Source organism: Cyanobacterium sp. HL-69, from assembly GCA_002813895.1.
Lineage (GTDB): Bacteria > Cyanobacteriota > Cyanobacteriia > Cyanobacteriales > Cyanobacteriaceae > Cyanobacterium.
This window is the reverse complement of sequence record CP024912.1, coordinates 2,836,141-2,861,091: the sequence shown is the minus strand read 5'-3', so window position 1 is coordinate 2,861,091 and position 24,951 is coordinate 2,836,141. Positions and strand designations below refer to the sequence as shown.

General features: G+C 36.0%; 29 protein-coding genes and 2 pseudogenes. 10 read left to right on the top strand and 21 right to left on the bottom strand.

Annotation, left to right across the window (positions count from 1 at the left end; translation table 11 throughout):
* Positions 1–98: 98 nt before the first annotated feature.
* The 4 genes from frr to AA637_RS13315 form a co-directional block, all read right to left on the bottom strand.
* The gene (frr, locus tag AA637_RS13330) at positions 99–650 is read right to left on the bottom strand and encodes a ribosome recycling factor (protein ID WP_446683163.1); all 552 of its coding nucleotides are present in this window, start codon (positions 648–650) and stop codon (positions 99–101) included.
* On the bottom strand, positions 637–1,359 hold the full coding sequence (gene pyrH, locus AA637_RS13325; protein WP_069789556.1) for a UMP kinase: 723 nt from the start codon (positions 1,357–1,359) through the stop codon (positions 637–639). Before pyrH ends, frr begins: the two co-directional genes overlap by 14 nt.
* 130 nt (positions 1,360–1,489) lie before the next feature.
* Positions 1,490–2,761 carry a M16 family metallopeptidase gene (locus AA637_RS13320; RefSeq protein ID WP_446683162.1) on the bottom strand — a complete coding sequence of 424 codons (1,272 nt, stop codon included), beginning with the start codon at positions 2,759–2,761 and terminating at the stop codon, positions 1,490–1,492.
* 180 nt (positions 2,762–2,941) lie between these two features.
* On the bottom strand, positions 2,942–3,139 hold the full coding sequence (locus AA637_RS13315; protein ID WP_069789554.1) for a hypothetical protein: 198 nt from the start codon (positions 3,137–3,139) through the stop codon (positions 2,942–2,944).
* A gap of 155 nt (positions 3,140–3,294) precedes the next feature.
* Here AA637_RS13315 and AA637_RS13310 point away from each other — a divergent pair, with 155 nt between their 5' ends.
* A complete protein-coding gene (locus AA637_RS13310; protein ID WP_446683161.1) occupies positions 3,295–4,317 on the top strand; it encodes a hypothetical protein in 1,023 nt (340 codons plus the stop codon).
* Between the two features lie 39 nt (positions 4,318–4,356).
* Here the strand turns inward: AA637_RS13310 and AA637_RS13305 are convergent, their stop codons facing one another.
* The 7 genes from AA637_RS13305 to AA637_RS13275 form a co-directional block, all read right to left on the bottom strand.
* On the bottom strand, positions 4,357–5,805 hold the full coding sequence (locus AA637_RS13305) for a TM0106 family RecB-like putative nuclease (protein ID WP_446683160.1): 1,449 nt from the start codon (positions 5,803–5,805) through the stop codon (positions 4,357–4,359).
* A 148-nt stretch (positions 5,806–5,953) separates the two neighbouring features.
* Positions 5,954–6,214: a DUF2442 domain-containing protein gene (locus AA637_RS13300; RefSeq protein WP_069789551.1), complete on the bottom strand. Its 261-nt coding sequence runs from the start codon at positions 6,212–6,214 to the stop codon at positions 5,954–5,956.
* Entirely contained in the window at positions 6,174–6,341 is a 168-nt protein-coding gene (locus tag AA637_RS13295) for a DUF4160 domain-containing protein (protein ID WP_446684599.1), read from the bottom strand. The genes AA637_RS13300 and AA637_RS13295 overlap by 41 nt, the downstream gene beginning before the upstream one ends.
* A gap of 239 nt (positions 6,342–6,580) precedes the next feature.
* On the bottom strand, positions 6,581–7,615 hold the full coding sequence (locus tag AA637_RS13290; protein ID WP_446684598.1) for a ribonucleotide-diphosphate reductase subunit beta: 1,035 nt from the start codon (positions 7,613–7,615) through the stop codon (positions 6,581–6,583).
* 223 nt (positions 7,616–7,838) lie between these two features.
* On the bottom strand, positions 7,839–8,693 hold the full coding sequence (locus AA637_RS13285) for a metal ABC transporter permease (RefSeq protein WP_446683159.1): 855 nt from the start codon (positions 8,691–8,693) through the stop codon (positions 7,839–7,841).
* A 6-nt stretch (positions 8,694–8,699) separates the two neighbouring features.
* Positions 8,700–8,876: a hypothetical protein gene (locus AA637_RS13280; RefSeq protein WP_446683158.1), complete on the bottom strand. Its 177-nt coding sequence runs from the start codon at positions 8,874–8,876 to the stop codon at positions 8,700–8,702.
* Between the two features lie 11 nt (positions 8,877–8,887).
* Positions 8,888–9,631: a metal ABC transporter ATP-binding protein gene (locus AA637_RS13275; RefSeq protein WP_446683157.1), complete on the bottom strand. Its 744-nt coding sequence runs from the start codon at positions 9,629–9,631 to the stop codon at positions 8,888–8,890.
* A gap of 254 nt (positions 9,632–9,885) precedes the next feature.
* Between AA637_RS13275 and AA637_RS13270 the strand changes: the two genes are divergently transcribed.
* A complete protein-coding gene (locus tag AA637_RS13270; protein ID WP_069789546.1) occupies positions 9,886–10,221 on the top strand; it encodes a hypothetical protein in 336 nt (111 codons plus the stop codon).
* Positions 10,222–10,412: 191 nt separating this feature from the next.
* Here the strand turns inward: AA637_RS13270 and AA637_RS13265 are convergent, their stop codons facing one another.
* The 3 genes from AA637_RS13265 to AA637_RS13255 all read right to left on the bottom strand — a co-directional run bounded on the left by AA637_RS13265 (position 10,413) and on the right by AA637_RS13255 (position 12,379).
* On the bottom strand, positions 10,413–10,745 hold the full coding sequence (locus AA637_RS13265; RefSeq protein WP_446683156.1) for an MgPME-cyclase complex family protein: 333 nt from the start codon (positions 10,743–10,745) through the stop codon (positions 10,413–10,415).
* Between the two features lie 110 nt (positions 10,746–10,855).
* Positions 10,856–11,368, bottom strand: a complete 513-nt coding sequence (locus tag AA637_RS13260) for a hypothetical protein (protein ID WP_446683155.1) — start codon at positions 11,366–11,368, stop codon at positions 10,856–10,858.
* A gap of 39 nt (positions 11,369–11,407) precedes the next feature.
* Complete coding sequence (locus tag AA637_RS13255; RefSeq protein WP_446684597.1) at positions 11,408–12,379, bottom strand: CobW family GTP-binding protein; 972 nt, start codon at positions 12,377–12,379, stop codon at positions 11,408–11,410.
* Positions 12,380–12,732: 353 nt separating this feature from the next.
* On the opposite strand from AA637_RS13255, the gene AA637_RS13250 reads away from it, so the two are divergent.
* The 5 genes from AA637_RS13250 to AA637_RS13230 all read left to right on the top strand — a co-directional run bounded on the left by AA637_RS13250 (position 12,733) and on the right by AA637_RS13230 (position 17,073).
* On the top strand, positions 12,733–12,963 hold the full coding sequence (locus AA637_RS13250) for a type II toxin-antitoxin system CcdA family antitoxin (RefSeq protein WP_446683154.1): 231 nt from the start codon (positions 12,733–12,735) through the stop codon (positions 12,961–12,963).
* 207 nt (positions 12,964–13,170) lie between these two features.
* Entirely contained in the window at positions 13,171–14,838 is a 1,668-nt protein-coding gene (locus tag AA637_RS13245) for a GAF domain-containing sensor histidine kinase (protein WP_446683153.1), read from the top strand.
* A gap of 49 nt (positions 14,839–14,887) precedes the next feature.
* Positions 14,888–15,880 carry a pentapeptide repeat-containing protein gene (locus AA637_RS13240; RefSeq protein ID WP_446683152.1) on the top strand — a complete coding sequence of 331 codons (993 nt, stop codon included), beginning with the start codon at positions 14,888–14,890 and terminating at the stop codon, positions 15,878–15,880.
* Positions 15,881–15,979: 99 nt separating this feature from the next.
* Positions 15,980–16,510 (top strand): DUF2808 domain-containing protein, encoded by a 531-nt coding sequence (locus tag AA637_RS13235; protein ID WP_446683151.1) that lies wholly within the window; start codon positions 15,980–15,982, stop codon positions 16,508–16,510.
* A gap of 104 nt (positions 16,511–16,614) precedes the next feature.
* Positions 16,615–17,073, top strand: coding sequence for a DUF2996 domain-containing protein (locus AA637_RS13230; RefSeq protein WP_446683150.1), 459 nt, complete (start codon positions 16,615–16,617; stop codon positions 17,071–17,073).
* A gap of 111 nt (positions 17,074–17,184) precedes the next feature.
* Here AA637_RS13230 and AA637_RS13225 read toward each other — a convergent pair whose 3' ends face one another.
* The 3 genes from AA637_RS13225 to AA637_RS13215 all read right to left on the bottom strand — a co-directional run bounded on the left by AA637_RS13225 (position 17,185) and on the right by AA637_RS13215 (position 19,193).
* Positions 17,185–18,012 (bottom strand): SAM-dependent methyltransferase, encoded by an 828-nt coding sequence (locus AA637_RS13225; protein WP_446683149.1) that lies wholly within the window; start codon positions 18,010–18,012, stop codon positions 17,185–17,187.
* Between the two features lie 77 nt (positions 18,013–18,089).
* Positions 18,090–18,596 (bottom strand): response regulator, encoded by a 507-nt coding sequence (locus tag AA637_RS13220; protein WP_242411878.1) that lies wholly within the window; start codon positions 18,594–18,596, stop codon positions 18,090–18,092.
* A gap of 186 nt (positions 18,597–18,782) precedes the next feature.
* On the bottom strand, positions 18,783–19,193 hold the full coding sequence (locus AA637_RS13215; RefSeq protein ID WP_446683148.1) for a DUF3750 domain-containing protein: 411 nt from the start codon (positions 19,191–19,193) through the stop codon (positions 18,783–18,785).
* A gap of 142 nt (positions 19,194–19,335) precedes the next feature.
* Here AA637_RS13215 and hetL point away from each other — a divergent pair, with 142 nt between their 5' ends.
* The gene (gene hetL / locus AA637_RS13210; protein ID WP_446683147.1) at positions 19,336–20,061 is read left to right on the top strand and encodes a heterocyst differentiation pentapeptide repeat protein HetL; all 726 of its coding nucleotides are present in this window, start codon (positions 19,336–19,338) and stop codon (positions 20,059–20,061) included.
* A 203-nt stretch (positions 20,062–20,264) separates the two neighbouring features.
* On the opposite strand, the gene AA637_RS13205 is transcribed toward hetL, so the two are convergent.
* Entirely contained in the window at positions 20,265–20,645 is a 381-nt protein-coding gene (locus AA637_RS13205; protein WP_446683146.1) for an ArsR/SmtB family transcription factor, read from the bottom strand.
* 500 nt (positions 20,646–21,145) lie between these two features.
* On the opposite strand from AA637_RS13205, the gene AA637_RS13200 reads away from it, so the two are divergent.
* Positions 21,146–21,715, top strand: coding sequence for a hypothetical protein (locus AA637_RS13200; RefSeq protein ID WP_446683145.1), 570 nt, complete (start codon positions 21,146–21,148; stop codon positions 21,713–21,715).
* A 123-nt stretch (positions 21,716–21,838) separates the two neighbouring features.
* A pseudogene (locus AA637_RS13195) lies at positions 21,839–22,807 on the top strand (transposase).
* A 167-nt stretch (positions 22,808–22,974) separates the two neighbouring features.
* Here AA637_RS13195 and AA637_RS13190 read toward each other — a convergent pair.
* The 3 genes and pseudogenes from AA637_RS13190 to arsS form a co-directional block, all read right to left on the bottom strand.
* Positions 22,975–23,496, bottom strand: a complete 522-nt coding sequence (locus AA637_RS13190; protein WP_446683144.1) for a transposase — start codon at positions 23,494–23,496, stop codon at positions 22,975–22,977.
* A pseudogene (locus AA637_RS13185) lies at positions 23,480–23,737 on the bottom strand (transposase); the annotation flags it as partial. The gene AA637_RS13190 and the pseudogene AA637_RS13185, both read right to left, overlap by 17 nt.
* Positions 23,738–23,909: 172 nt before the next feature.
* Positions 23,910–24,905 (bottom strand): arsenosugar biosynthesis radical SAM (seleno)protein ArsS, encoded by a 996-nt coding sequence (gene arsS, locus AA637_RS13180; protein WP_446683143.1) that lies wholly within the window; start codon positions 24,903–24,905, stop codon positions 23,910–23,912.
* Positions 24,906–24,951 lie beyond the last annotated feature (46 nt).

The following is a 24,951-nucleotide window of genomic DNA, read 5'->3' as shown; positions in this document are numbered from 1 at the left end:
TCTCAATAACGAACTTTTATACCCTTGGGGGAAAAAACTCTTATTAACAAGGGGTTTCAACCCCTTGCCCCAACCGAACATATTCTGTAAAATCTAGTTTAAATACTAGTTAATTCCTTCTCTTTAACGACTAAAAGTTCATCAATTTTGGTAGTAAACAAATCCGTTACCTTTTGAATTTCATCCTGTAAATCACGGGATTCATCCTCAGAAATATCACTATTTTTTTCCTGTTTTCTCACCTTGTCAATGGCATCACGACGGTGATTGCGCACAGAAACTTTACCATCTTCCGCATATTTCCCCGCTAGTTTAACAAATTCTTGGCGGCGTTCTGCGGTAAGAGGGGGAATATTGAGACGAATTACTTGCCCATCGTTGTTGGGAGTTAAACCAATGTCGGAGAGGGAAATGGCTTTTTCAATTTGACTCATACTACCACGGTCAAAAGGTTGGATTAAGATAGTGGTAGAATCGGGGGTGCTAATACCTGCCAAAGTTTTTAGGGGAGTATCAGCGCCATAGTAATCGATCATGATTTTGTCGAGTAAACTGGCGTTTGCCCTACCTGTGCGAATGGTATTAAAGTCTTGTTGTGTCCTCTCGACACTTTTTTGCATATTAGCTTTTAGATCATCAATTAACGTCATAAGAACCTCCTATAATTGTACCTATGGGTTCACCTTTTATTGCTCGAATGATATTACCACGTTCGGCAAGGTTGAATACCACAATGGGGATATTATTTTCTTTGCAAAGAGCGATCGCAGTTCCGTCCATTACCCTCAAATCTTGGGTTAAAACATGGTTATAGTTTAAACTTTTATAAAGACGAGCATCAGGATTAGTAACAGGATCGCTATCATAAACACCATCTACTTTAGTGGCTTTAAAAATCACTTGAGCGTCAATTTCTGCTGCCCGTAATGCCGCCGTGGTATCGGTGGTAAAAAAGGGATTTCCTGAACCTGCACCGAATATAACAACTCTCCCTACTTCTAGGTGACGAATGGCACGTCTGCGAATATAAGGTTCGGCTACTTCTTGCATGGCGATCGCAGTTTGAACTCTAGTCGGAACATCCATTCTTTCTAAAGCATCTTGTAATGTCATAGCATTCATAACAGTGGCAATCATACCGACATAGTCAGCCGTAGCCCTATCCATTCCCGCGGCGGATGCTTTTACACCCCTAAAAATATTACCTCCACCAACGACTATGGCAACCTCTACATTTTCTTTTACAACCTGCGCAATGTCTTCAGCAATATCGGCAACTACTTTAGGATCAATTCCATAACCCAAATTACCCATTAATGCTTCACCGCTTAACTTCAGTAAAACCCGTTGGTAAATCATTGTTTAGTCGTGCCTTTTTTCTTTTTGATTATTTTCTTTCGTTAAGATAGCAGTTTTTGTGTCTTTAGAGCAATTAAGCAATGGATAATAAAGATTAATCACCCTATCTCCCTATCACCGTTGTTTCCCATTACTCATTCATTGCCCTAACGATGCCGTAGGCATGAACATCGAGATATTTTTGGGCAGCTTGTTGAATGTCATCCACCGTCAAAGAGCGTAAATTGTCAGTATAACTAAAAGCTAGATCTAAACTACCTAACTGAGAATAATAATAACCGTAAAGATTGGCGCGATCGCTCGGTTTTTCACTATGAAAAATAAACTGATTCGCCACCAGATTACAAACCCTTTTCAACTCAACCTCAGACACTCCATTATCCTGAATATCCTTGATATTATTAAGAATCTCTCCCTCCACCTCATCCAAATTATCCTTATCCAACTGACTCGCAATATAAAAAACCCCCTGCACCTGATGATTCATATTACTAGCACCAATACCCTTCACTAACCTTTTATCTTCCCTGAGACTACGGAATAAACGAGATAACTTACCCTGCCCCAAAATCATGGCCAAAACATCCAAAGCAAGGGTATCATGAAAACTCATTAACCCCGGCACACGCCACATCATAATCATCCTCGATTGTTGTAGGGCAGAATCTACATACTCCTCCCTCACAATGTCGGTAAAAGGCGACTCAGGGATAATCTGAGGTTTAAAAGTCTGTTGCCCCAGTGCAAAATCCCCCATAGCTTCCGCCACAATACCTGTTAAATCCTCCACAGGTAGATTACCCACCGCATTAACCGTCATGGACGCTGGTTGATACCAACAGCGGTGAAAATCATACATTTGTTGCCTTGTTAAAGGCTCAATAATTTCTTCTGTGCCTAAAATAGGGCGAGAATAAGGTAAATTAGGAAAACAAATCTTCATGGCCTTTTCAAAAGCCAAACGGCGAGGATTATCGTTTGCCCTGCGAATTTCCTCTAAAACAACTAACTTCTCTCTGGTAAACTCCGACTCAGGTAAACTACAATTTAAAACCAAATCTAGCTGTAAAGGGGCTAAATCTGCAAAATCTTGGGGAGAAGAAGTGACATAAAAATGGGTATATTCATGACTTGTGGCTGCATTTGTCACAGCGCCCCTAGCCTCCACCACTCTCTCAAACTCCCCACAAACCAACCTTTGACTTCCTTTAAAGATCATATGTTCTAAAAAGTGAGCCATTCCATTAATTTGATTACTTTCTACCGCTGAACCAACATTAAACCATACATTAAAATTAACGGCTTCTACGGGCATTTGTTCGGCAATAATGGTCAACCCATTAGATAATGTAGTGATGGTGGGTGTCTTAGTGAGGCTAGGTTTAACTGCGGTTAGGCTCATTGTGATGTCTTTTGTTTATATCTATTTTCTTATTCTAGTTCATTCTATAGAAACGGTAATCGGAGTCTCTTTTCCCTACAAAAAACCGCCCCTAATTCAGAGACGGCTTTTTTATTTCCAACAAGGGGATAAATCCTTTTGTATGGTAAATATTTATGGGCAAAAAAATTGAGAAGCAAATTACCCTAACTCACGGGAAGTAAATTTCTCAATGGTTGCCTGACTTTCATAGACAAAATTATGATTGTTATCTTTAATTTTATTCATACTGGGGAGAAGATTACGAGATTGAAGGCTCATGTGTAGCTGTAAATGAGCAACATAATCACTTACATCTTCTTTGGCAGAAGGATGGGGGATATTCGAGTTTAAGTTCATTGTTTCCTGCTTATAATATGGCTATGATTAGTAAACCTTATCATTTTTTCTTTGGTCAGTCAAGTTTCATGGATTAATCACTGCTAAGGTAAAATAAAATTTACAATTATTTATCCTTCTTAATTTGCTTCTTTATTACCTAACATTTAGTTATTATGAATACTCCTCAAAATTTACCCGAAAAACTCCGTAATCTGGATTGGTATGCCATCGCTTGTAAGGTAAGGGAAAAGTATGAGAAGTTGAAGGAAAAGGCGACTAATTTAGAAAAATCCTTGGTTGGTTATCAGAAGGAAATTAAGGCTAAAGATGTGATTATTAATGAACAAAATCAAGATTTGGATGCCCATAAAGAGACTGTTAATAAACTTTATCGTAAGCTAGAAGATGACACTGGCAAAATCAAAAATCAACAATTATTAATTGAAAAGTTAGCTCAAGATTTAAAGGATTCTCAAACCCAAAGGGGGCGCCTGGAAAGGGATTGTTCGTTTTTACAGGAAAATTACAATCAATTACAGTATCAAGTTAGGGAAAAAGAAAAGGAAAATCAGGAGTTGAATGCCAGATTGCAAAGGCAACAAAGGTCAACCCTAGAGTATAAGGCGGCTTTGGATAAGTATTTACAATCTTCTTCTACGGATAAGCCCCCAGTAACGAGTGCTGAAAAAACTACCATCAAATCTTGGTCCGAGGTTCGTAATCCCAAAGGTAATGCTGATAATCCTACCATAACTCAATTGTCTAACTTTGCGATCGCCCCTGTGCCTAATTTTGTCAATATTCCTCTGTTGGATAATGTTAAAAAATTAGTTAATAAATCATCTGACACCCCCGAAACTCAGGAAACAAAACCACAAAATCATGATGATACCGCCACTCATCACGGAGAAAAAGTAGGTGAGGAAAAGGTTGCTCAAAAACCAGAGGATAAAAAAATAGAAGACGAAAAACCATCCAAAGCCGATGTTTCTACTTCAAAACCTACTGAAATAAAACAGAGTCAACCCAAAAATATCCCCCAAGAATCTAAAGATAATCAGGATAATCTTGTAAAAAAGAATATAGATTTATTATCAGAAATAAAGCCCTCTAAAAAAGATAATAATAAAAATAGTGATAAAAGGGGAGTTATTGACATTCCATATTTTCTAAAAAATAATCGTCAGGATGATTAATTATTTTATCTTAGTAAAAAAAGATTAAATATATTCCAATTAAATATCTATTTCCGAAGATAATAAACTTAAAGAAGTAAGATATTTTTTGACAGCAAAAGTTGCCCGACAATCATCTTCATTATACATTAATATATAGTCTAAATAAGTGCGATCGCCCTCTAATAACCATTTGTCATACCATGCCACACACTGATCGCCACCCACACTTTTAAAATTATGATTAGGGGGAATACGCCACTGAAAATCTAACCATTTACCCAAAGACTTTAAAGAATAACTTTCCACAGGAAAAAGATAATTTTGAGTAACAAACTTATGAACATCAACCAATCTTTTTAATAAGGGCTGAATCAACTTATTAGGACTTTTATAAACATTTGCCAATCTCTTAATAGTTTCTACCTCATATCCCGAAAAATGATAAATAAAACTATCAGGATAACCATTAACAAACTCCAAAAAATCTAACCAAGCCTTCTTTTCTTCCTCTAAATTTTCAGCCAAAAAACCATAATATTTCTCCGTCTTATTTTTATTATCAACCAACAAAATACCCAACAAATAATCCACCTGTCGATCAGGTTCCGCTTCTATGTCAAAATAAAGCTCAATATCACTACTAGGAATAAAATTAACCGCATCCCTCTTAATAATAGGACGATTTAACCTTAAAGATTGAACCTGCCTAAAAAGAACTTCTGCCCCATCATAATTCAAAATCTGATTCAATTCTGGCAAAGACAAACTAACTAACCCCTCAAAATCCACCGCCCCCTTCTGCCTCAAAAGCTCATACTTACGAGGAGTAATCCCCGGTATTAAAGATAAATGATTCTCTTGCACCGCTATGCCATGACAATCACCATACCACTCGCACAAACCGCATTTTTGACGAGAAATAAACACTTCTGGGGCATCCTCCGCCCTAAACAACCGCTGACAATCCTCAATAGCTTCTTGCACCTTAGGTAACCAAATCCCTAGATTAATGGTATATCTGCGAAAATTCCTCACCACAAAATCTGCCGAATTAGGCATTAAACCTTGATTTTGAGCTAAGATAAACCCCTGAAATGCCGCAATTAACTTATACTCTGGTTTATGACTTTTGCCCAAATGAGTATTAACCGATAAATAACTCCAATCTCCCAAAGCCGAAGCAATATTTTGTTTTATCAATAAAGTAGGATTAGTTTCAAAAACAAGACTTCCATCTTCATTGGTATAATTCAGTTGCCCATCATAGATACAGTCAACCCCTCTCCTCATCAAATCTAAGGTTGACTCTTCCCCAGAAGATGACCCATGATAAACTCTCCAATTATAATGCTCTATAACCTGCTTTGTGTGGATAATTCTTTCCTGCTTTAGTTTCTTAACAAAATCCTTTACCCGTGGTTTTTCATCCCTTTGACAATGAAAATTAAGAAACGCTTTGCGCTTACATCTTTTATACTGAAGCAGAGTTTCATCGGTTATGAGCATCAATTATTAGTTATTCTCTGGGAATTAATTATTTATTAGTTACTTAATCATTCTAATATCTTCTTTAAAAATTAATGTAGTGTTAATAGTCTCAATAACATTATATTAAGGGTAACCTTCAAAAAATCTGTGACGTAAAGCCCACTCATCATTTAGCCTGAAGAGGGAATCTTTGAGGATTTTTGATAATATCTTTACTTAAATCTACATCTAAATCTGGCCAATAAAAATGATTGGGAAAAGGTTCTTGTATATTTAAAATTTGTTTAACAGGGACATCCTCAAACCAAGGAAAATCTTGGTAAGAAAGAAACATTTCCTCATTGTTTGCAAGAATCCATATTCCATGGGAAGAAATATTAGTCACTTCAGCCCGAGAAATGTTTTGTCCAAGCATTTCTAAGTTCATTTTGTCGTTCCTCAATAATCGTTTCTATTGCTTTAAGGTGTTTTCGAGATAAATTGTGATTACGGGCTAATTCAATTTGTGGTTCAAGCCAAAATTTAGCCTCTCCTTCCTTCTCCAGAGTAAACATGAACGTGCATTCTAGCTTCCTCACAGGAAAAGAAAAAGAAGCGATAGCCATCTTCTTTAAAAACAGTGGGACTCATCACAAATTTAATTAAATTGATTCATACTCATGCTCCGCCTTTATCGTAACCAATATTGAACTAAGATATATCAAAATTAAACTATAAAAATTTCCCCTCAACTTACTCAATAAAATCAAGGGGAAATTCACTCATATCTTTTTGTTAGCTTTGAGGACAAAAACTAAATTTCATCCCAGCCTGTCACCCCAGAAGACATCATATAACTGGTGACACTAGCTTCAAAAAAGTTTGCTTTGGTGCTACCTTCTTTTTTGGTATCAGAAAATTTCTCTAAATGAGTATACGGACTCTTCGCATACTTAGCATCGGTGTAAAGAGGCTCTAAACCGATCGCCCTTAACCTAATATTAGCAAGATATTTGGTATAACGTTCAGTGCTAGACTCAGTAATCCCTAAAATATTATTACCCACAATGTGATTAGTCCAACGACACTCATGTTTTACTGCCGTGTCAAACATTTCATAAATTTGATCAAAAGAATAATCAAAACTTTTCATCGCTTCGGGGATCAGTCTTTGGTATAATCGAACATGGCTCAACTCATCACGGTTGATCATTTTGAAAATATCCGCAGAACCGGGCATTAACATTCTAGCGGCTAAATTGTAGAAGAAAATAAAACCGTTATAGAAATATAAACCCTCTAATAAATAATCACTTAAAAGAGCAATAAAATAATTCTCTTTAGTGGGATTATCAATGTATTTTTGGTAATAACCAGCGATAAATTCACAACGGGCAGAAAGCACTTGGTCAGTGCGCCAAAAGTCATAAACTTGATCTCTTTTATCACTAGGAATAATAGTCTCAATCATGTATTGATAAGCATGATTATGCATTCCTTCCTGAGAAATTTGTTCTGCCATACAAAGGCTAATTTCTGGGGCTGTAATAGAACTTTTTAGGTGAGGAATATTACAAGTTTGTACAGAATCCAGGAAGGTTAAATAAGATAAAATACCTTCAAATGCACGTCTTTCTTCTGGGGTTAAATTCCAATAATCGGTAACGTCTTGGGTAATATCAAGTTTTTGGGGAATCCAAAAGTTTTCCCGCATCTGTTGATACAAGCCGATGGCCCAAGAATAGCGTACATCGTTGAGTTGCATTAGGTTGGTGGTGTTACCAAACCAGACGCTACGATTCTCAATTCTGTCGTCACCCCCCGGATTAAAAATCGGTGTTAGAGGCATTCTTTGATTATTAGTATTCGGTACGGTTGCTACCATAGATTGAAAATTTGTATTTTGATAATGGCGTATGTGGATCTGAATTATAACAAAATATTAAGGTGTTTTAAAACTTTTTTTGTTAGGTGTTTTGATCTTGATTTGCTTATAATTTACACTTAATAAGTAATTATTGTTCATTTATTATTAATTTTTATAAGCATTTTAAACTAGGTAATTATATTGTTTATTTATCACTTATTTTTAGTTTTATATAATTAGTAAATAATCCTTGGGAAGGACTAAATAAAAAAGATAAAAAGAAGAAAAAAGTTGCCACCAAAACGATGGCAGGTCCAGAGGGCAAATTGTAATAAAAACTAATATACATTCCGCTAATACTAGAAATTACGCCAAAAAATACCCCCACCAACATCACTTCATGGAGTCTTTTTACCAATAAATAAGCGGTGGCTGAAGGGGTAATAAGCAAAGATAAAACGAGGATAACTCCCACAGCTTTTAAACTGGCGACGATGGTTAAGCCTATAAGTATCATGAGGCTAAAATCAAGCCAATACACCGGTAAACCTACTGATTCTGCTCCCAGTTTGTCGAAGGTATAAAACAATAGTTCTTTATAGAACATAATTACTATAAAGAGGATAAAAAGGGCGATCGCAATGGTATCCCTAACTTCCACGAAACTAACACTTAAAATATTGCCAAAAAGAAAATGATTGAGGTCAATTTTATTATCCTTCTGCACAATGGTAATGAGGGTAATTCCCAAGGCAAAAAAGGCGGAAAAAACAATACCCATGGCTGCATCTTCCTTGATTTGAGAGTTATTTCTGATCACATTTATTAATATTGTGCTTAATAATCCTGCGATAAAAGCCCCTGTAAAAATATTCCAATCAAAAATAAAGGCGATCGCCAACCCTGGTAAAACAGAGTGACTAATGGCATCCCCTAACAGGGCTAACCGTTGCACCATCAAATAAGTACCCACCACGGCACAAATGATACCAACCACCACCGCCACGATTAACGAGCGTTGCATAAAACCGTATTGTAAAGGCTCAATTAAAAAATCCATTTTAAACTAGCTAGGGAATGGGCAATGGGCAATGGGCAATGGGCAATGGGCAATGGGGAATAGGCAATGGGCAATGGGCAATGGGGAATAGGCAATGGGCAATAGTAATGATAATAATAGTTCTAGGATTATATATTTGCTGTAGTTTAATGATGTTTTATCCCCAAAATAAGCAACACCCAATTATCAATTATTTAAGCTGCCTTATGTCCATAAAAAGAAACTCCACCACCGTAAGCAAAAGAAAGATTTTCTTCTCGTAATACCTGCTCTCTTGCCCCAAAAGCGATTAAACTTTTATTCAGTAAAACTAAATCGTCGAAATTATTAATAGATTCCCCCAAATCATGGTTAACCACCATCACGATTTTATTTTCATCAGCCAACTCACGGAAAATATCAAAAATAATTGCCTCAGTTTTTTGATCAACTCCTACAAAAGGCTCATCAAAGAAAAATATATCAGCTTCCTGCGCCAAAGAACGGGCTAAAAATACCCTTTGTTGTTGCCCCCCTGATAACTGCCCGATGGGGCGATCGCACAAATTCCCCATGCCCACTCTCTCAAGACAACTTTGAGCCTTAACCCGACTAATACGAGAAAAAGGACGAAACCACCCCGTTTTCTTTACCCTGCCCATCATCACCACATCCCACACCGTGGCAGGATACGTCCAATCAATTTGGCTTCTCTGAGGCACATAGGCGACCCTATCCCGTTGTTGTGCCAAGGATTTATCCCCCCATGACACCCAACCAAATTGGGCCGAAATTAACCCCAACATCCCCTTTATTAAGGTGCTTTTTCCTGCTCCGTTAGGCCCTATTATTCCTGTCACCCGGCCTGGAGCGATCGTCAAATTGATATTTCGTAGAGCTTCCACTTGACGATAACTAATGGTGAGATTTTCCACCGAAACAGGATTTAGGTTACTCATTATCTACATTACTTTAATTTATCTTTTGTGCCATTATAGCAAATAATGAAAAGATTATGAAAGATTTATTATAGAAAAATGAAAAAAATTCCCAAAAACTAAAATTAGGCAAAATTAACCTCAATTGTCAATGATCCCCATCGGAGTATAATAAACGTACTCGTTGAAAATCCAATTTTCAGACCTAAATTCATTAGATTAAAGCCTACAACTCAGGCATAGTAGAAAAAAAATTTAAAAAAGGAGCATAAGCCATGAGCGATAATTGGGAAAACCAAGACCATAACCAAGAAGAAAATCAAGAAACTTCGGCCCTAGAAGTAGCCAATAAAGCAACAGCTCTATTCCATTACAATAGACCGATAAAACCCAGTAGCCTAGAAGTGGTAAGCACTTATCAATCTGTCGGCTCTACACGTCCTATTACCAAATCCCATCTTAATGTTAGAAATACTCTAGTATTATCAGGTTCAAGACCAATTACCGCAGGGACTTTACAAATTAGCGAACAATATAACGTTATGGGTAATCGTCCTGTGGCCTCCAACGAAATTGATGATGTATTTCTTTTAATGGGCTATTTAGACTAAGAATAGCAAAAAAAACCCTCTCCTGTAGGAGAGGGCGAAAAAATTGACAATTAAAGTTGAGAAAAAGTTAATATAGCGTTTTTTATAATTATGAAATACATTTATTACTCTCAAGTCCCCCGAATTTGCGGGGGATTTAGGGGGATTAACTTGTACTCCGTAACCATGAGAATTGCTATATCTTCTTTCTACTAATTACTAGCTACCAAAGAAGCGGTAGGCTGAGGAATAGAATCGGAAGGCGCTTCAAATTCTCCAGAAAGGACATACTCTAAACGTAATTTAAGAAAAGTAATCCATTCTTTGTCCAAAGAAACCACGGCAGCGGAGGGTTGAGGACATTTAGCTTTCACCTGTGCTAATTCAGGGGCTTCTAAGAAAGCAGGTTGTTTGATAAACCAGAAGTCAATCTCTCTATTTTGTTCTTTATAAAATCTGTGTCTTTCGTCTAAAACTTCATGGAGGTTTTCGTTGTCACTGGTTAAAAATTTTTCACTAGCCGCAATGTAATAATAAGTTGTCATAAATTTCGTTTCGTTTAAATAAATTGTTTTACTAATATTTTCCAGTAGTTTACTAGAAGTCGTCAATAGATAGTTACTCTTAAAAGTTAGAGATTACCTTTTGTTCGGTTTTATCCTTGCACAGATTCTAGGATAGCTTGTTTTTGTTCATCATCATAACCCCAACGTAAAAGAAATTCTCGGTATTCTCCTTTGTTGTCGATGATGGTTTTTTGCATTTGGGAAATTTTATTTTTTACTTGTTCAAGTTGACAGAGTTCTACTATTTTTTTTGTTCTTTGGGTCACTTTTTGAGAACTTTCTGCCATTTCTAAATCATTATTACGCAGATGGGTAATCTTCATGGCTGTTGACATAGCAATGTTTTTTACTAATAATTCACTAACCGTTTCGGGGGCGGATTTTAGACCTTTAATAATACCGATGGAGGGGTTATCTACGATCGCACTTTCGTGGGTAAGATAAGTAACAAAAAAGCCCCTACTACCATTGGCAGATTGCACTAAGGAGGCAACTATTTCCTCTTGTTTATCTTCATCTAAGGTAGGCAGTTGATTGATAAATTCTTGGGTAAGGGCGATCGCACTTTCAAAACTAATATCTTTGGTGGCAATAAGATTCATAAATTATTAATTGTTTATTATTCAAAATAATTCCCTATCCTAAGCAATACAGCCTTGAAAACCCTTTCTTAATTTTTCCTCATCAAGATTACGCCCAATAAATACCAACTGACTACGGCGTTTTTCCTCTGGCTTCCAAGGGCGATCAATCGTACCATCAAAAATCATATGTACCCCCTGAAACACTAAACGCTCATCCATACCCTGACCATTTATAATACCCTTCATGCGAAATATATCAATCCCTTGGGTGCGTAAAACTTCCCCTATCCACTCTTGCAACTTGTTGGTGTCAATGGGCTTATCTTCCACAATGGCAATAGAATAAACCGAATCATCATGTTCGTGGGCTTCCTCTCCCAAAAATTCGGGATCAATTTCCAGAGCGTTTTTTAAATCAAAAGCCTTCACCCCTAAAATATTATCCATGGCGATCGCACTATTTTGGGTATGATAAATTTTAGCAATCCTATTCATGCCCTTAATTTTAGCCTCCAACTGCTCCAACTCTTCGGGGGAAACTAGATCAGTTTTATTAAGCAAAATTATATCAGCAAAAGCAATTTGCTCCTCCGCCTCATGGGCATCCCAATGTTGTTGGATATGTTTAGCATCAATTACCGTCACCACCGCATCCAGTAACAACTTATCCTGCATATCCTCATCCACAAAGAACGTTTGTATCACAGGAGCAGGATCCGCCAAACCCGTAGTTTCAATGACAATATGATCAAACTTGTGACGACGCTTCATCAAATTACCGATGATACGAATTAAATCTCCGCGCACCGTGCAACAAATGCAACCATTATTCATCTCAAAAATTTCCTCATCCGCATCAATCACCAACTGATTATCGATGCCCACCTCTCCATATTCATTGACAATTACTGCCACCTTTTTCCCATGCTCATGGGTGAGCATACGATTGAGTAAAGTAGTTTTTCCAGCCCCCAGATAACCCGTTAACACTGTGACGGGAATATTAGAATTATTTGTACTCGCAACCATCATTAAAAAAATATTTCATTAAACTAAATTCTATTATAGTCATTATCTTTTTTCTTCTCTTCAATAAAACCAATCTTCATAAGGGTTAGGTATGCAATGATAGGGAGTGGATGATAAAGTTTTCTCTTACCCTTTGCTTTGACTGCAACCGTACATTGTCCATGGAGAGGATATGCTATACTTGATTGATGAGTAAGGGTAAAATAATCTACAAAACAAGCTAGTTACCCTAGGAAAATTAGCCCTAGAAGCTGAAGTATCCGACAACACCTTTTAACCAATTTAAACAAAAAGAAAAAATTGGTTCACAATATAATAAATATGTAAACTTTTTTAATAAAATATTACTACCCATGAATAACGAAATATTATCTAGCTCCCGTAGTTCTGAAAAAATAGAACTTTCCCTTCATATTGACTCAGAATTAGTAGAAAAAATTAAACACTTAAGTAATAATCCTAGCAAAATAGTAGAAACTGCTCTCAAAGAGTGGTTAAAAGGAGAAAGAAGACAAGATGATGATCTAACCCGTAGTCTGAGACGTAATCCACCCGTCCCACCTAGGGGAGAATGGAATGATTAAGTTGTCTTAATTGCATCAAAAGAATAAATATAATCATCTAAATGATTTCTCTGATATGATGAAATGAATCTCTCTGATGTAAGTATATATACATTGATTGAATTAACTACTAAATCAATAAAGCTAAACTATGAACAATCATAAGTTACTGAGTTTTGCTCCGATTATTTACTAAAGAGAGAATCAATCATTTTTTATGTAAAATTGATGACATCACCGACGATGAGAGTGGAGAAAATTGAATATAATTGTCAAGACTTATCGACATTGGGGGCTGAATTAGTATTTACTCAAGATAGAGAAGGCAACTATATTTCTTTTCTTTGGCAACCAGATAGACAGCCATTGCTCAGTTATGAAAAGCTAGAAAATAATTCTTCTCTCGATTTTTTATCTCCTGTGCCTCTTGAACCCTACTTAGAAAGGATAAGAAGGGTAATGACAAGACGTATCCCCGAACATTGTCAGTATGTGTTGAGTTATAAAGGCAATATATTTCCTTTTGATTTAATCATCAGTCCTGTTATTAAACCAGACCAAGAAGTAGAGCAGGTATTAGTGATGGGGCATCATCTACAGTCCGAACAACTACCTCTCACCTCTCCTTCCTCTTTACCTCCAAATCCAGACCCTTTCCAGCGAGTTTTGACCCATATTGCCCGAAATATTCGTAGTACCCTTGATTTAGATACTATATGGAATCAAACCGTTGATAGCATAGGGGAATCTCTCCAAGTTTCTCGTTGTTTGTTACTTTTGCCCTCTACCCAAAAAGATAGTGTGGTGGCAAAGGCAGAATATTGTGTTTCTCCCTTTACTCCTCTGCTCGGTTATACCTTTGCCATTGATCAATACGGTTGTTTACAGGATGCTCTAACTTCTCAAAAACCCTGTGTTTATCATGACCTCAATTATGATTATTTCCAGTGTCAATCAACCCTTCTGGTTGGTACCTTTTATCAAAAAGAATTAAATAGTATTTTAGTATTACATCAGTGCGATCGCCCTAGGCATTGGAACAAAGGAGAATTAGAATTAATTCAAGAATTAGCAGAACAAGTGGGAACAGCGATCGCCCATGCCACCATATACAAAAAATTAGAACAAGCCAGTAAAGAAGCCAAAGAAGCATCAAGACTAAAAAGTGAATTTTTAGCCAGTACCAGCCACGAACTAAGAACCCCCCTCAATGGTATGTTAGGATTTTTACAATTAGTCCTCGACGACATGGCCGACGACAAAGAAGAAGAAAAAGAATTTATTACCCAAGCCTACAACTCAGCCCTTCACCTGCTCAACCTCATCAACGACATCCTCGACATTGCCAAAATAGAAGCCAATAAAATTGAATTCAAATTTGAACCCATCTCTCTAAATAGAATATGTCAAGAAGTAGCCAAATTTGCTCAACCCCAAGCCCTCAAAAAAAACCTCAACTTCAACATAAACCTTCCCCCAACTTACGATCCCATCCTCATCTACTCCGATGACCAAAGACTACTACAAATTTTGTTTAACCTAGTGGGAAACTCTCTCAAATTTACCCACCAAGGAGACATATCCATCAACGCCGAAATCATTTCCAAACCCATCCAATTTCGAGAGCAAAAACTACCCGGATTCGTTAAAATTACCGTAGAAGATACAGGCATAGGCGTATCCCTCGAAAAGCAAGACGACCTATTTGATAAATTTTACCAAGTAGATGGATCCAGGACAAAAGCCTACGGAGGTACAGGATTAGGACTAGCCATCTCCAAAAAACTCATCGAAACCATGGGAGGGAAAATATCATTCTATAGCATGGGAGAAGACCTAGGCTCCACCGTAACCCTCACCGTACCCCTTACCCAACTACCCATCATCAAAGAATAACCCCACCTCAAATCAGATAAAATCAATAATCAAACCCTCAAATATTTATATGGAAATAAACGAATTTATTGACCGCTTTTCATCAGGGGAAATAAACTTTTCCAACTGCCTTTTAGCCGGAATCGATCTAACAGGTGCCGACTTAATTGGCATCACCCTCGAAAACGCCAATCTACAAAAATCAAACTTCACCTTCAGCTATCTCAGCCGTGCTAACTTCCATAATGCCAACCTAGTGGAAACTAACTTTAGTGGGGCAAACCTCAACCAAGCCAACTTTGTAGGAGCAAACCTTCACCGTGCCGAATTCCATGGCGCCATCCTCCAAAAAGCAGACTTTAGAGATAGTCAACTAACCCTTGCCAACCTCCTCGATGCCAACCTCATCGAAGCAGACTTCAGAAACGCCGACTTAAATAACGCCAACCTCAAAGGGGCTTGTTTGCGAGGAGCTAATCTGCGACAAGAAAAAAGAAGTAATGGGGTAAATCTTATCGGTGCAAATCTAGATAAAGCAGACTTAAGAGGCTCAGACTTAAAAGGGGCGAACCTCAAAGGAGCAAGTTTAATCGGTGCTAATTTACGAGATGCCAACCTACGGGGCGCAGATTTAACAGGGGCAACCCTCACAGAAGCTAACCTTAACGGAGCTTTTTTAACCGATGCTCAATGTATTGGAGCGAAATTTATCGGCGCCAATTTATCCAATGCCAAAATGGAAAGGGCAAATATGACAGATGCCGAATTAACCATGGTTAACATGGATAGTGCCTCCATGCCAGAAGCCAAATTTATTCGTACTAATTTAGTTCAGGCAAACATGACTTTTGCAAGGATGAATCGGGCTGATTTTAGTCGCTCTAACCTTTATGGAGCAATTTTACGCAACGCCTCCCTAATGGAAGTATTTTTTGCCCGTACCAATTTAAGCTCGTCCGATATGACTAATGCCAATTTGATTGGGGCTGATTTGAGTAGTGCCAACATCCTTAATGTTAACTTTGAAGGGGCTATTATGCCCGACGGTCAAGTTTATCATTAAAAATGGAACTATTTATCCTCATACTGTCGTCATAGGACATAGTTTGTTACAGTAAAGATGATTTTTATTAATTAATGAGATTAAATAATTACACCATATATGAAACTTTTTAAATTAACTACTAAGCGTTTGATGGCCACCCTAGCAATATCTACCTCCTTTTTGCTAGGAATACCTTATCTAGTAATGGCTCAAGGACAGGGTTTAGTATTGTTTAGCGGCATCGAGAGAGAAAATCTCTTAAGACGTAATTTTGATTTTGGTAATAGAGCAGGAAATTGGGAAAGGTATCGTCTGACAATGCCAGGGGATAGATTAACCGATGGAGTTTCCAGATTATATGTCACCTACCCCGAATCCTTTACTGGTAAGTTTGATACGGATGCTATTGAAGTTCGTTTGAATAATCAAGCCCTTCCTTTACAAGAGGTTATTTGGGATAAAGAAAGTAGTTTTATCGAAATTGTCTTAGAAGAGCCTTTTTTGGAAACTAGAGATCTGGAAATTGTCATGTCCAATGTTTATAATCCCCGTTTTGGTGGTACTTTTTATTTTCATGGACAAACTCTATCAGCGGGGCAAGTGCCTATTCGCTTATATGTGGGTACTTGGATTGTGACGGTTAATTAGTATTTTGGCGATGGGAAAATTATCTGTGGGGTGTTACCCCAATTTTTTGTGCCGATCGCCCTATACTATACTTATTATTAACTGTAGCTATTTAACATAAATCCATGACAGAAGAAAATAAGGCAAATTCTACTCCAGAAAAAGCAAATACCGCTGAGAAAAAACCCCCTGCTAAAAAAAAGGAAAAACCCCCCGCCATTGAAGATAAACCTTTTACTGAGTTTATGGAACAACATTTCACTCCCTCTCTCAAGGATGCTTTTGCTAGTAAGGGTATTGATGAGATTGAGTTAGCCCTCAAAAAGGAAAAAATTCCTGTTTTGGGTTTAGAAAGTAATCCTGATTGTTGGCAGTTACAAGGAAAATGGTCTAATCGCACCTTTGCTATTTACTTTATTGATGAGGATATAAAGGGACAAAAAGCATTTACTTGTACCATTGATAGTAAACAGCCTAGTACCCTTGAATCATTCATGATTGACGAGCGCCGAGTAAATTTAGACCTTTTGGTTTTATACACTTTACAGCGTTTGAATGGTCAAAAGTGGCTCACCAGAAACTAATTAGGTGTTAGGTCTTAGGTGTTAGGTGTCAACAATTGACCATGGATAACTAATAACCAGTTGTTCACAACTTATCATATTTTTACTATGATTATAAAGCCTTTTTTTTAACTATTCAGTGGGTTTAAAAACTAATATTTGATAGCTAATTAGATTAAATAAACTAAAAACTTCTAATCCTTTTGCGGTTAACAGATCATTAAAATTATCAATGATAATTTTGTTAATTGCTGGATAAGTTGGTTGTACGTTTTTGTTAATATTAATTACTTTATCTAGGGTAAATCCTGTTTTTTTGGCAATTTTTCTATAGGTTTTTACATCAATAAAAGCGACTTCATTGGTTGCCTTTGAGCCATAGGTATCAGTAATTAAACGACTTAGGATATTTTTTTCAAACCAAGTCCAAGTTTGAATAATAGTGGGGTTAATAATGAAGTCCACCACAATTAATTGACCATCCTTTTTGATGTTTCTTTTTACCCCCCCAAAGAATTTTTCTCGACTCGGAAAGGCAAAAATACACTCAAGGGCGATCGCAACGTCAAACAAAGAGTTAAAATTAGGTAAATTACAAGCATTAGCTTCTATAAACTCAATGTCATTATTTCCCCTCGGCTGAATCATCTCCGAAGCCCTTTTCACCTGCACCCCATCAATATTTACCCCTCGCAACTGCAAATTATCAAAACTATCATTCAAAAGACTGATAGTGCCTCCAAAACCGCATCCAGCATCCAAAATTTTATATCCATCTTTAATCCCCGCAGTGTCAATCACCAACCGAGATAAATTATTTGCAGCCACCGCAAAATCTTCCAAACTACCATCCGCCGAGGAAGGATTTTCCCAATAACCCCAGTGGATATGTTTCCCAAAAGCCTTTTCTAACTCCTTATCCTCGGAAAAACGCTCAACCAAAGCATCAAAATAACCCATAAATATTCTTTTCTTTATCCAATCAAATTCACTTAATTATAGACAAGAACAAAAACTAAATAACAACTCCATTGATATTAGGCACAAACCGCCGACTTCATATCCTCCAACTGCTTTTGAAGAGTCAAAATTTTCTGCTGTTGTTTTCTAATGGTAATCTGGGTATTCACCCGACGCAACAACTCAGGCTTCCGAAAAGGCTTTGTCACATAGTCATCTGCCCCCAACTCAAAAGCCTCAATCAAATGATGTTCCTCTTGACTAGCGGTTAAAAATATAATGGGAATATCCCGATAATCAGGATTAGATTTCACCCTCTGGCAAACCTCCAAACCATTCAAATCAGGCATCATTAAATCTAACAGAATTAAATCAGGAGTCAAAACTGTTAATCTTTCCAAGGCATCCCTACCACTGATGGCAAAACTGGTTTGATAACCCTTTGCTTCTAAAATATAAGTCAATAACTTTAAATTTGCTTTCAAATCATCCACAATTAAGATAAGACTTTTTTCTTTACCCAAGTTTTCTGAATTATTCATCCCGACGACATCTCCAACATCACTACTTATATAATGAATCATTTTTGATCATAAGAAACCTAAACGTTGTAATAATTAACCTGTGGATATTGCTCAATTTAAAAATGACTTGTAGTTTAGGTGGGGAATTAGGAATGGACAATAGTAACAATGTTTGATAGTGTTTCTTAGCATCATTAAGCAACCCTACCTAGCAATCTAAAAATAGTTTGGTTAAATAACTACCTATCATCGTAATTCACAATATCTTTTGCCGATGCCTTTTCTACCCAAAGAATAATCAACCTCAGCTTTATCCAACACCCATGCCACATAAGTGTTACTATTAGGGCCTGGAAAATAGCGGTAAACATAACAATAGGGGTAATTATCTTTACTCTCTTCAATTACCCTAATTAATTTTTCAGCGGTTTTTCCATGCCACGTATATTCTCGACAACTCTCACCATTACCCACTCCATTATATGCCCCCATCAAATTTTGATGTAAATGTCCCCAGTTTTCACCACCTCTATTCCTATTTTGCCATACTTCCCAACGATCGCACTTAGTTGTATTATGAACTATCACAAACCAATAATGCACCGCCATAAAACCAATATAAGGAATTTTCGCCAGTCTTAACTCAACCTGTCTCATCTTCCCGTTTGCCTGTTAAACTACCTCAAAACTAAATACTCTCAAAATTTCTTCACAACCTTTTCAAGTTATACTGATATTGTTAAGCCATCCCCTCAGTACCTTTAAACCCCCTCTATTTTACTGTAATCATTACTAACTAATGAATTTATCCATAGAAAAAATTTTTAATAAATATAGTCAAGGAGAAAGAGATTTTTCCCACATCAATCTCATCGATGCAGAAATTATTAAGGCTAACCTTTCAGGAAGTAATTTTTCCCATGGTGATTTACGACAATCAAGACTAGGGCAAACAGACTTTAGCCAGAGTAACTTTAGCCATGCAAATTTGAGTGAAGCTATTTTGTGGGGGACAAATTTTAATCAGGGTAATTTAAAAGAAGCCCGTTTTCGGGATGCTGATTTGAGTAATGCCCATTTTATGGAAAGTAACCTAGAAGGGGCAAATTTTTTAAAAGCCATCGTTAGCGGCGTTGATTTTCAACGGGCAAATTTGAGTAATGTTATGGCTATATATGCGGATTTTCGCATTTCTTCTGATTATCGAACTAATTTAAGTAATGCAAATTTGAGTAATGCAGATTTAAGTTATAGTCTTTTATCCCAAGCCCTTTTATATGGTGCTAATTTGAACGGGGCAAAGTTATGTCGAGCGCACCTAGGCAAAAGAAATTATAACCACAGCAATTTAGTTACAGATTTGAGTAATGCCAGTTTACAAGGAGCAGACTTGAGTTATGCCGATTTGACAGGGGCTATTTTGGTGGGTGCAAATCTTCGAGGTGCTGATTTGACAGGGGCGATTTTAGATAGTGCAATCCTCACAGATGCTATTATGCCCCATGGCGAAGTTTTTTCGGATTAATGATTATTGCTTTTTTATTACAATTTGTTAAAAAAATCGCCTTTTTTATTGACTTTTATATTTTATTGGGCTATGATAGAAATGTGTTTTATATAATAGAAATCCAATCGTTTATATTTATTTTCTCAAAGGCTCCCATTGTCTAAATAATAACATATAATCCCGCTGCCGTCCACAAAAAAAGCTTGAAAATCGGCAATTTCTTAATTTTTTTTCTGTTGAGCTAGGGTAATATTACGGAATTTGAGGGCTTGTTTTTCCATTTTCTCGGCAAGGTGGTTACAAACAAGATGGGACAGTTCAAAAATAAGGGAATCTTCGATGTAATAATAAGCTGATGTGCCTTCGGGGCGACGATTGATAATACCCCCTTGAAGCATAATTTTTAAATGTTTTGAAACGTTAGCTTGACTGGTTTTAGTGATTTCCACCAATTCTTGAACACATTTTTCTTCCTCTCCCAGTAGGTTTAGTATCTGCAAACGCATGGGATTACTTAATATATTAAAATATTCTGCAACTTGTTCTAAGACTTCTGGGGGAACTGAATTTGCGATCGCCATTAAATCAGCATGAGAGTACACCCTATATCTTACCACCGAGAGAGACTTCCGTGAAATTTGTGCAAAGAAATATCATGGAGATTATATCTGAGAAAAATAAATAAAACTTCATGATAATTAATGTTTTTTGACAAAATATTTTTTAAGAATCAGAGGTATTATAATTGTCATAATAAATAATAAAAAAGTTTAATTCTCTGACAAAAGTAACAAAAAAATTGATTTTAAGACAAATACAAAACCACAAAAAATATATCAACAAAAATAGATTACTAATCATTGTAAGATAGAATATTTTTCGTTACAACTTTTTTAAAAACTTAATTTTATTTGATAATAATTACTCCTTAACCATGGATAAAACAGGAGAAATACAAATAAAAGATTATATGTAAATCATAAAAAATGAATACAGATAAGAAAATTGAACACAAAAAAATCCTCGATTTACCGAAGTCATTAAAAATCAGGCTTTAAGGGAAATAACGGCATAAACTCCTGATATAATTTTCCAATTTGTCATGGATAAAGACGATAATTATTACTTTTCCTTTGTTAGTGATGTTAGTCAAGAAATATTAGGATTAAGCCCAGAAACAATTACGGATAATGCCCAAAATTTATTTAATCTAATAGACTCTCAACAACGGAATGATTTATGGCAAATTATTTACTTATCCCGTCAATATGTACGAGATTTAAACTATAGTTTTTCGATTATTACCCCCAAGGGTAAACAAAAATATCTCAAAATACATTGTATTCCTTCCGTAGTAAAATCCGATTATGTGGTGTGGAATGGGGTGATTTCGGATATTACCATTGATAAACAACGGGAAATTGCTCTGCGGGAAAATGCCTTGTTTCAAAAAGCGGTAAATTCCATTATGACTAAGATGCGAGATAGTCTTAATTTTGAGGTAATTTGTAATACTACCTGTGATGAAGTTAGAAACATTTTAAAGTGCGATCGAGTTTCTGTCTATGGTTTTAAAGAAGATTGGGGAGGGGAATTTATTGCAGAAAGTAAAAAAGATAATCTAATATCCTTAGTAGAGCAAAATAGTCTTCGTACATGGGATGACAGCTAGTTACAAGAAAACCATGGAGGGCGTTATCGTCAGGGAGAAACAACAACTATCCCTTTTTTGTCACTTTCCGAAAAGAGGAATAAAAATGTAGAATAATAATAAAAATTAAAGGTACTCACAGCAATGGATGTAGCTCAGCAAATTAGAAAACATTTACCTAGAAATCCCATGGACACGGTGCCGGTCATTGATGATTATTGTTCTGCCTACTCTACCTTGTTTTTTGATGTGCGTAACTACGAATATTTTAAATATTTACACTTAGGATTAATTTCTGATATTAAAAGAAAATCTCTTCCTGAAATTTCTCGCATCGTTAATGTTTCTTCTCAAAGTTTACATCATTTTCTCACTTGTGCTGATTGGAATTTATGGGAATTAGAAAAAACTCGTTTGCACTCAATCTTAAATGTTTTTATTAATATTCCTATTACAATTATTATTGATGAAACAGGAGACCGTAAAAAGCGGTGCGACCCCGCGTCGGCAAAAGACGCAAGGGAACGCGCACCAAGATAAGGAAATACTACGGATTATATATCTCGACAATATCATGGTCAAAGAAAAGAAATAACTTATTGGGAACTGACGACAGACCCAGAAACGATGCCAAAAAATAGTACAAGTTTTGTGATGACAAATATTAAAGGAAGTAGAAATGAACAAAAAAAAACTATAGGAAATTTATATGGTGAGCGTACATGGGTGGAGTATGGATTTCGCCAGTGTAAACAAGAACTAGGTTGGACAGATTATCGTTTAACGAAAGGAAAAGACATTTTAAAATGGTGGGAAATAATTAATAGTGTTTATTGGATGATTAGCGTAAAAACTAAGCCAGTTAAACAATTAATAAATCAGAAAAACAGAGAGGGGAACAAGGAAGAAAAAAGAATAAATAATCAAGACTGGCGTAATTTTAATAGTTGGAAAAATACATTAGTAAATTACAGAATCATGGTTCAACCAATATTAATATTTAGAGCAGTATTGCCATGGTTAAGAATGATGAAAAATGATGTCATTTGGATAGGTTTTAATAATTTGCTCGAGTATAGTAATAATTGTATGAATTATTTTTTGAGCGGATAAATTTATCCTTTTAAGATTCATTATCTCGGAAAGTGACAAAAGAGGGATATCAATAATATTTCTCAAGCAAATTTTTCCCGCTATCATCGAGAATTGTATCAAGAATTTGAAGCGGAGGCGATGTGTATAGTGCCGATTTTTTCCCGTTATAGAACTCATTTGGTATCTCAGGAAGCAGTGAGTCTTTTTAAAAGTAATAGAATAAAACATAAGTTAACTTTTTGGGTGGAGTTGAATAAGGTTCTTTCAAAGTTTTTGACCAAATTTTTACATCTTTCCATCCAACCATTAGATCTTTCAATGATCCATCTTGCTTTGACTACCACAAATCCTTTTTTTCCTTCTGATTTTTTTTGTTCAGAAGAGATTTTGCCTGATTTTTCCATACGAATTTTCTTTCCCATTTGTGGATAAACTTTTTCTAATTCCCTCATGATAAAATCAGGATGATAACCTGAATCCACGAGGATTGTAATTTTATGAACATTCATGGGTTTGGCACGAAAATAATCTATGTTCTCACTCAACATCATGATTAATCCTCGATCATCGAAAATACTTGCCTTTGTACAATAAGTGAAAAAGGGAAAGCCAAGACTGTCTACTGCTAAATGTCTTTTTATACCATTGGTGAGTTTATAACCACAGAATCCTCTACTCTCTACCCCCCCATTACAAGTATTTTTCACTGCTTGAGAATCGATGATAATTAATCGAGTCCAAGTGGATTTTTTTTACTTTTTCTCTTAATTGCTTGTGAAGTTCACACATCACTGTTTCAAAGACACCTTCTTTTTTCCAGTTTTTATAATGCCAATAAACGGTAGAATCAGGAGGTAAATCCTTTGGTAAATCAGACCCATTACAGCGATTTTTGAGTTGATAAAAGATACCATCCCAAATTTGTCTTTTAGACCACTTTGGTGGACAAGTTCTTTTTTTTCTTTGGTAATAGAGGTTTAATTATTTCCCATTCTTGATCACTTAGACTGCTAGAGTAAGCCATTATTCCATTTATCAATTTGTTCCTCTCAATATTCTACTAGATACCAAATGGGTTCTATATATTAAAATAAAATTATCAAAAATAATAAAGAATAAGTTAACTCAAAGCACCACCACAACTAGAACCACTCCCCGCCGTGCAACCATAACAATAAGATGCTGTTTGTACCTTTTCTATTACATCCAAACTATCCATCGCCAACAACTTCGTCACAGTCAAATTATCTCCATTAGGTATCTTTGCAGGTAAATTTTCCATCTGATTAAAGTCACAATCATAAACATTACCCAAATAGTCAATAGATAATTCATTACGACACATTAAACTATTAACTGTAATGGGATTAAAGTTGGACTCTAAAAAATATAAATAATCATCAATTAAGCCTTGTTTCTTCAAGAAAAATTTAGTCCTACCAATAGGTAAATTAGTAATAGTTAATAAGCTATTAAATTTAATCTCAAAATGTTCTTGTAAGAACATTTTATAAGCAGTTTCTAACTTAGATTGTTCCGCCGTTAAAGAAAAGTTTTTAGTAGTAGGTAAAGGAGGATTATAAACCAAATCCAAAATTAAATCTTCATCTGTTCCATACCCCAAATCATTAAGCCACCCAATCGCCCTGATGGATTGATCATAAACCCCTTTCCCCCTAACCTTATCCACATTATCTTCGAGATAACAAGGTAAAGAAGCCACAATCCTAACCTTATTATCGGCACAACATTGGGGAATATCCTCAAAACCTTGCTCAAAATAAATAGTTAAATTTGACCTAACAATAATCTCCTTATTATATTTTCTGGCGGTTTCTACTAAAGGCTTAAAACCATAATTTAATTCAGGGGCTCCCCCAGTCAAGTCAATGGTTTTTATCTGAGGAAATTTAGAAATTAACTGTTGTAATTGCTCACAAATTTCTGGAGTTAATTCTTCCGTACGTTTAGGACTAGCTTCTACATGACAATGACTACAAGCGAGGTTACATTTTTTACCTAAATTTATTTGTAAAACTGTGATTTTATCCTTTAGTAAAGGTTGTTTTATTTTTTCAGCAAAAGGGGTAATCTTAGTTATCGTATTAAAACTCATGTTATCTTTAATAAACTCTGTTAATTTTTAGGCAAATGTGATTGTA

What these genes read in the sequence shown, in the direction of transcription:
- AA637_RS13255 (WP_446684597.1), bottom strand. Translation starts at nt 12,379, where the DNA reads ATGGTTGCGAGTACAAATAATTCTAATATTCCCGTCACAGTGTTAACG.
- AA637_RS13275 (WP_446683157.1), bottom strand. Translation starts at nt 9,631, where the DNA reads ATGAGTAACCTAAATCCTGTTTCGGTGGAAAATCTCACCATTAGTTAT.
- AA637_RS13215 (WP_446683148.1), bottom strand. Translation starts at nt 19,193, where the DNA reads ATGAGACAGGTTGAGTTAAGACTGGCGAAAATTCCTTATATTGGTTTT.
- AA637_RS13240 (WP_446683152.1), top strand. Translation starts at nt 14,888, where the DNA reads ATGGAAATAAACGAATTTATTGACCGCTTTTCATCAGGGGAAATAAAC.
- AA637_RS13295 (WP_446684599.1), bottom strand. Translation starts at nt 6,341, where the DNA reads ATGTTTACTCTGGAGAAGGAAGGAGAGGCTAAATTTTGGCTTGAACCA.
- AA637_RS13290 (WP_446684598.1), bottom strand. Translation starts at nt 7,615, where the DNA reads ATGCCTCTAACACCGATTTTTAATCCGGGGGGTGACGACAGAATTGAG.
- AA637_RS13230 (WP_446683150.1), top strand. Translation starts at nt 16,615, where the DNA reads ATGACAGAAGAAAATAAGGCAAATTCTACTCCAGAAAAAGCAAATACC.
- AA637_RS13315 (WP_069789554.1), bottom strand. Translation starts at nt 3,139, where the DNA reads ATGAACTTAAACTCGAATATCCCCCATCCTTCTGCCAAAGAAGATGTA.
- AA637_RS13200 (WP_446683145.1), top strand. Translation starts at nt 21,146, where the DNA reads ATGGATAAAGACGATAATTATTACTTTTCCTTTGTTAGTGATGTTAGT.
- hetL (WP_446683147.1), top strand. Translation starts at nt 19,336, where the DNA reads ATGAATTTATCCATAGAAAAAATTTTTAATAAATATAGTCAAGGAGAA.
- AA637_RS13245 (WP_446683153.1), top strand. Translation starts at nt 13,171, where the DNA reads ATGACATCACCGACGATGAGAGTGGAGAAAATTGAATATAATTGTCAA.
- frr (WP_446683163.1), bottom strand. Translation starts at nt 650, where the DNA reads ATGACGTTAATTGATGATCTAAAAGCTAATATGCAAAAAAGTGTCGAG.
- AA637_RS13320 (WP_446683162.1), bottom strand. Translation starts at nt 2,761, where the DNA reads ATGAGCCTAACCGCAGTTAAACCTAGCCTCACTAAGACACCCACCATC.
- AA637_RS13260 (WP_446683155.1), bottom strand. Translation starts at nt 11,368, where the DNA reads ATGAATCTTATTGCCACCAAAGATATTAGTTTTGAAAGTGCGATCGCC.
- AA637_RS13300 (WP_069789551.1), bottom strand. Translation starts at nt 6,214, where the DNA reads ATGAACTTAGAAATGCTTGGACAAAACATTTCTCGGGCTGAAGTGACT.
- AA637_RS13250 (WP_446683154.1), top strand. Translation starts at nt 12,733, where the DNA reads ATGAATAACGAAATATTATCTAGCTCCCGTAGTTCTGAAAAAATAGAA.
- AA637_RS13285 (WP_446683159.1), bottom strand. Translation starts at nt 8,693, where the DNA reads ATGGATTTTTTAATTGAGCCTTTACAATACGGTTTTATGCAACGCTCG.
- AA637_RS13220 (WP_242411878.1), bottom strand. Translation starts at nt 18,596, where the DNA reads ATGATTCATTATATAAGTAGTGATGTTGGAGATGTCGTCGGGATGAAT.
- AA637_RS13270 (WP_069789546.1), top strand. Translation starts at nt 9,886, where the DNA reads ATGAGCGATAATTGGGAAAACCAAGACCATAACCAAGAAGAAAATCAA.
- AA637_RS13305 (WP_446683160.1), bottom strand. Translation starts at nt 5,805, where the DNA reads ATGCTCATAACCGATGAAACTCTGCTTCAGTATAAAAGATGTAAGCGC.
- AA637_RS13225 (WP_446683149.1), bottom strand. Translation starts at nt 18,012, where the DNA reads ATGGGTTATTTTGATGCTTTGGTTGAGCGTTTTTCCGAGGATAAGGAG.
- arsS (WP_446683143.1), bottom strand. Translation starts at nt 24,905, where the DNA reads ATGAGTTTTAATACGATAACTAAGATTACCCCTTTTGCTGAAAAAATA.
- AA637_RS13310 (WP_446683161.1), top strand. Translation starts at nt 3,295, where the DNA reads ATGAATACTCCTCAAAATTTACCCGAAAAACTCCGTAATCTGGATTGG.
- pyrH (WP_069789556.1), bottom strand. Translation starts at nt 1,359, where the DNA reads ATGATTTACCAACGGGTTTTACTGAAGTTAAGCGGTGAAGCATTAATG.
- AA637_RS13265 (WP_446683156.1), bottom strand. Translation starts at nt 10,745, where the DNA reads ATGACAACTTATTATTACATTGCGGCTAGTGAAAAATTTTTAACCAGT.
- AA637_RS13235 (WP_446683151.1), top strand. Translation starts at nt 15,980, where the DNA reads ATGAAACTTTTTAAATTAACTACTAAGCGTTTGATGGCCACCCTAGCA.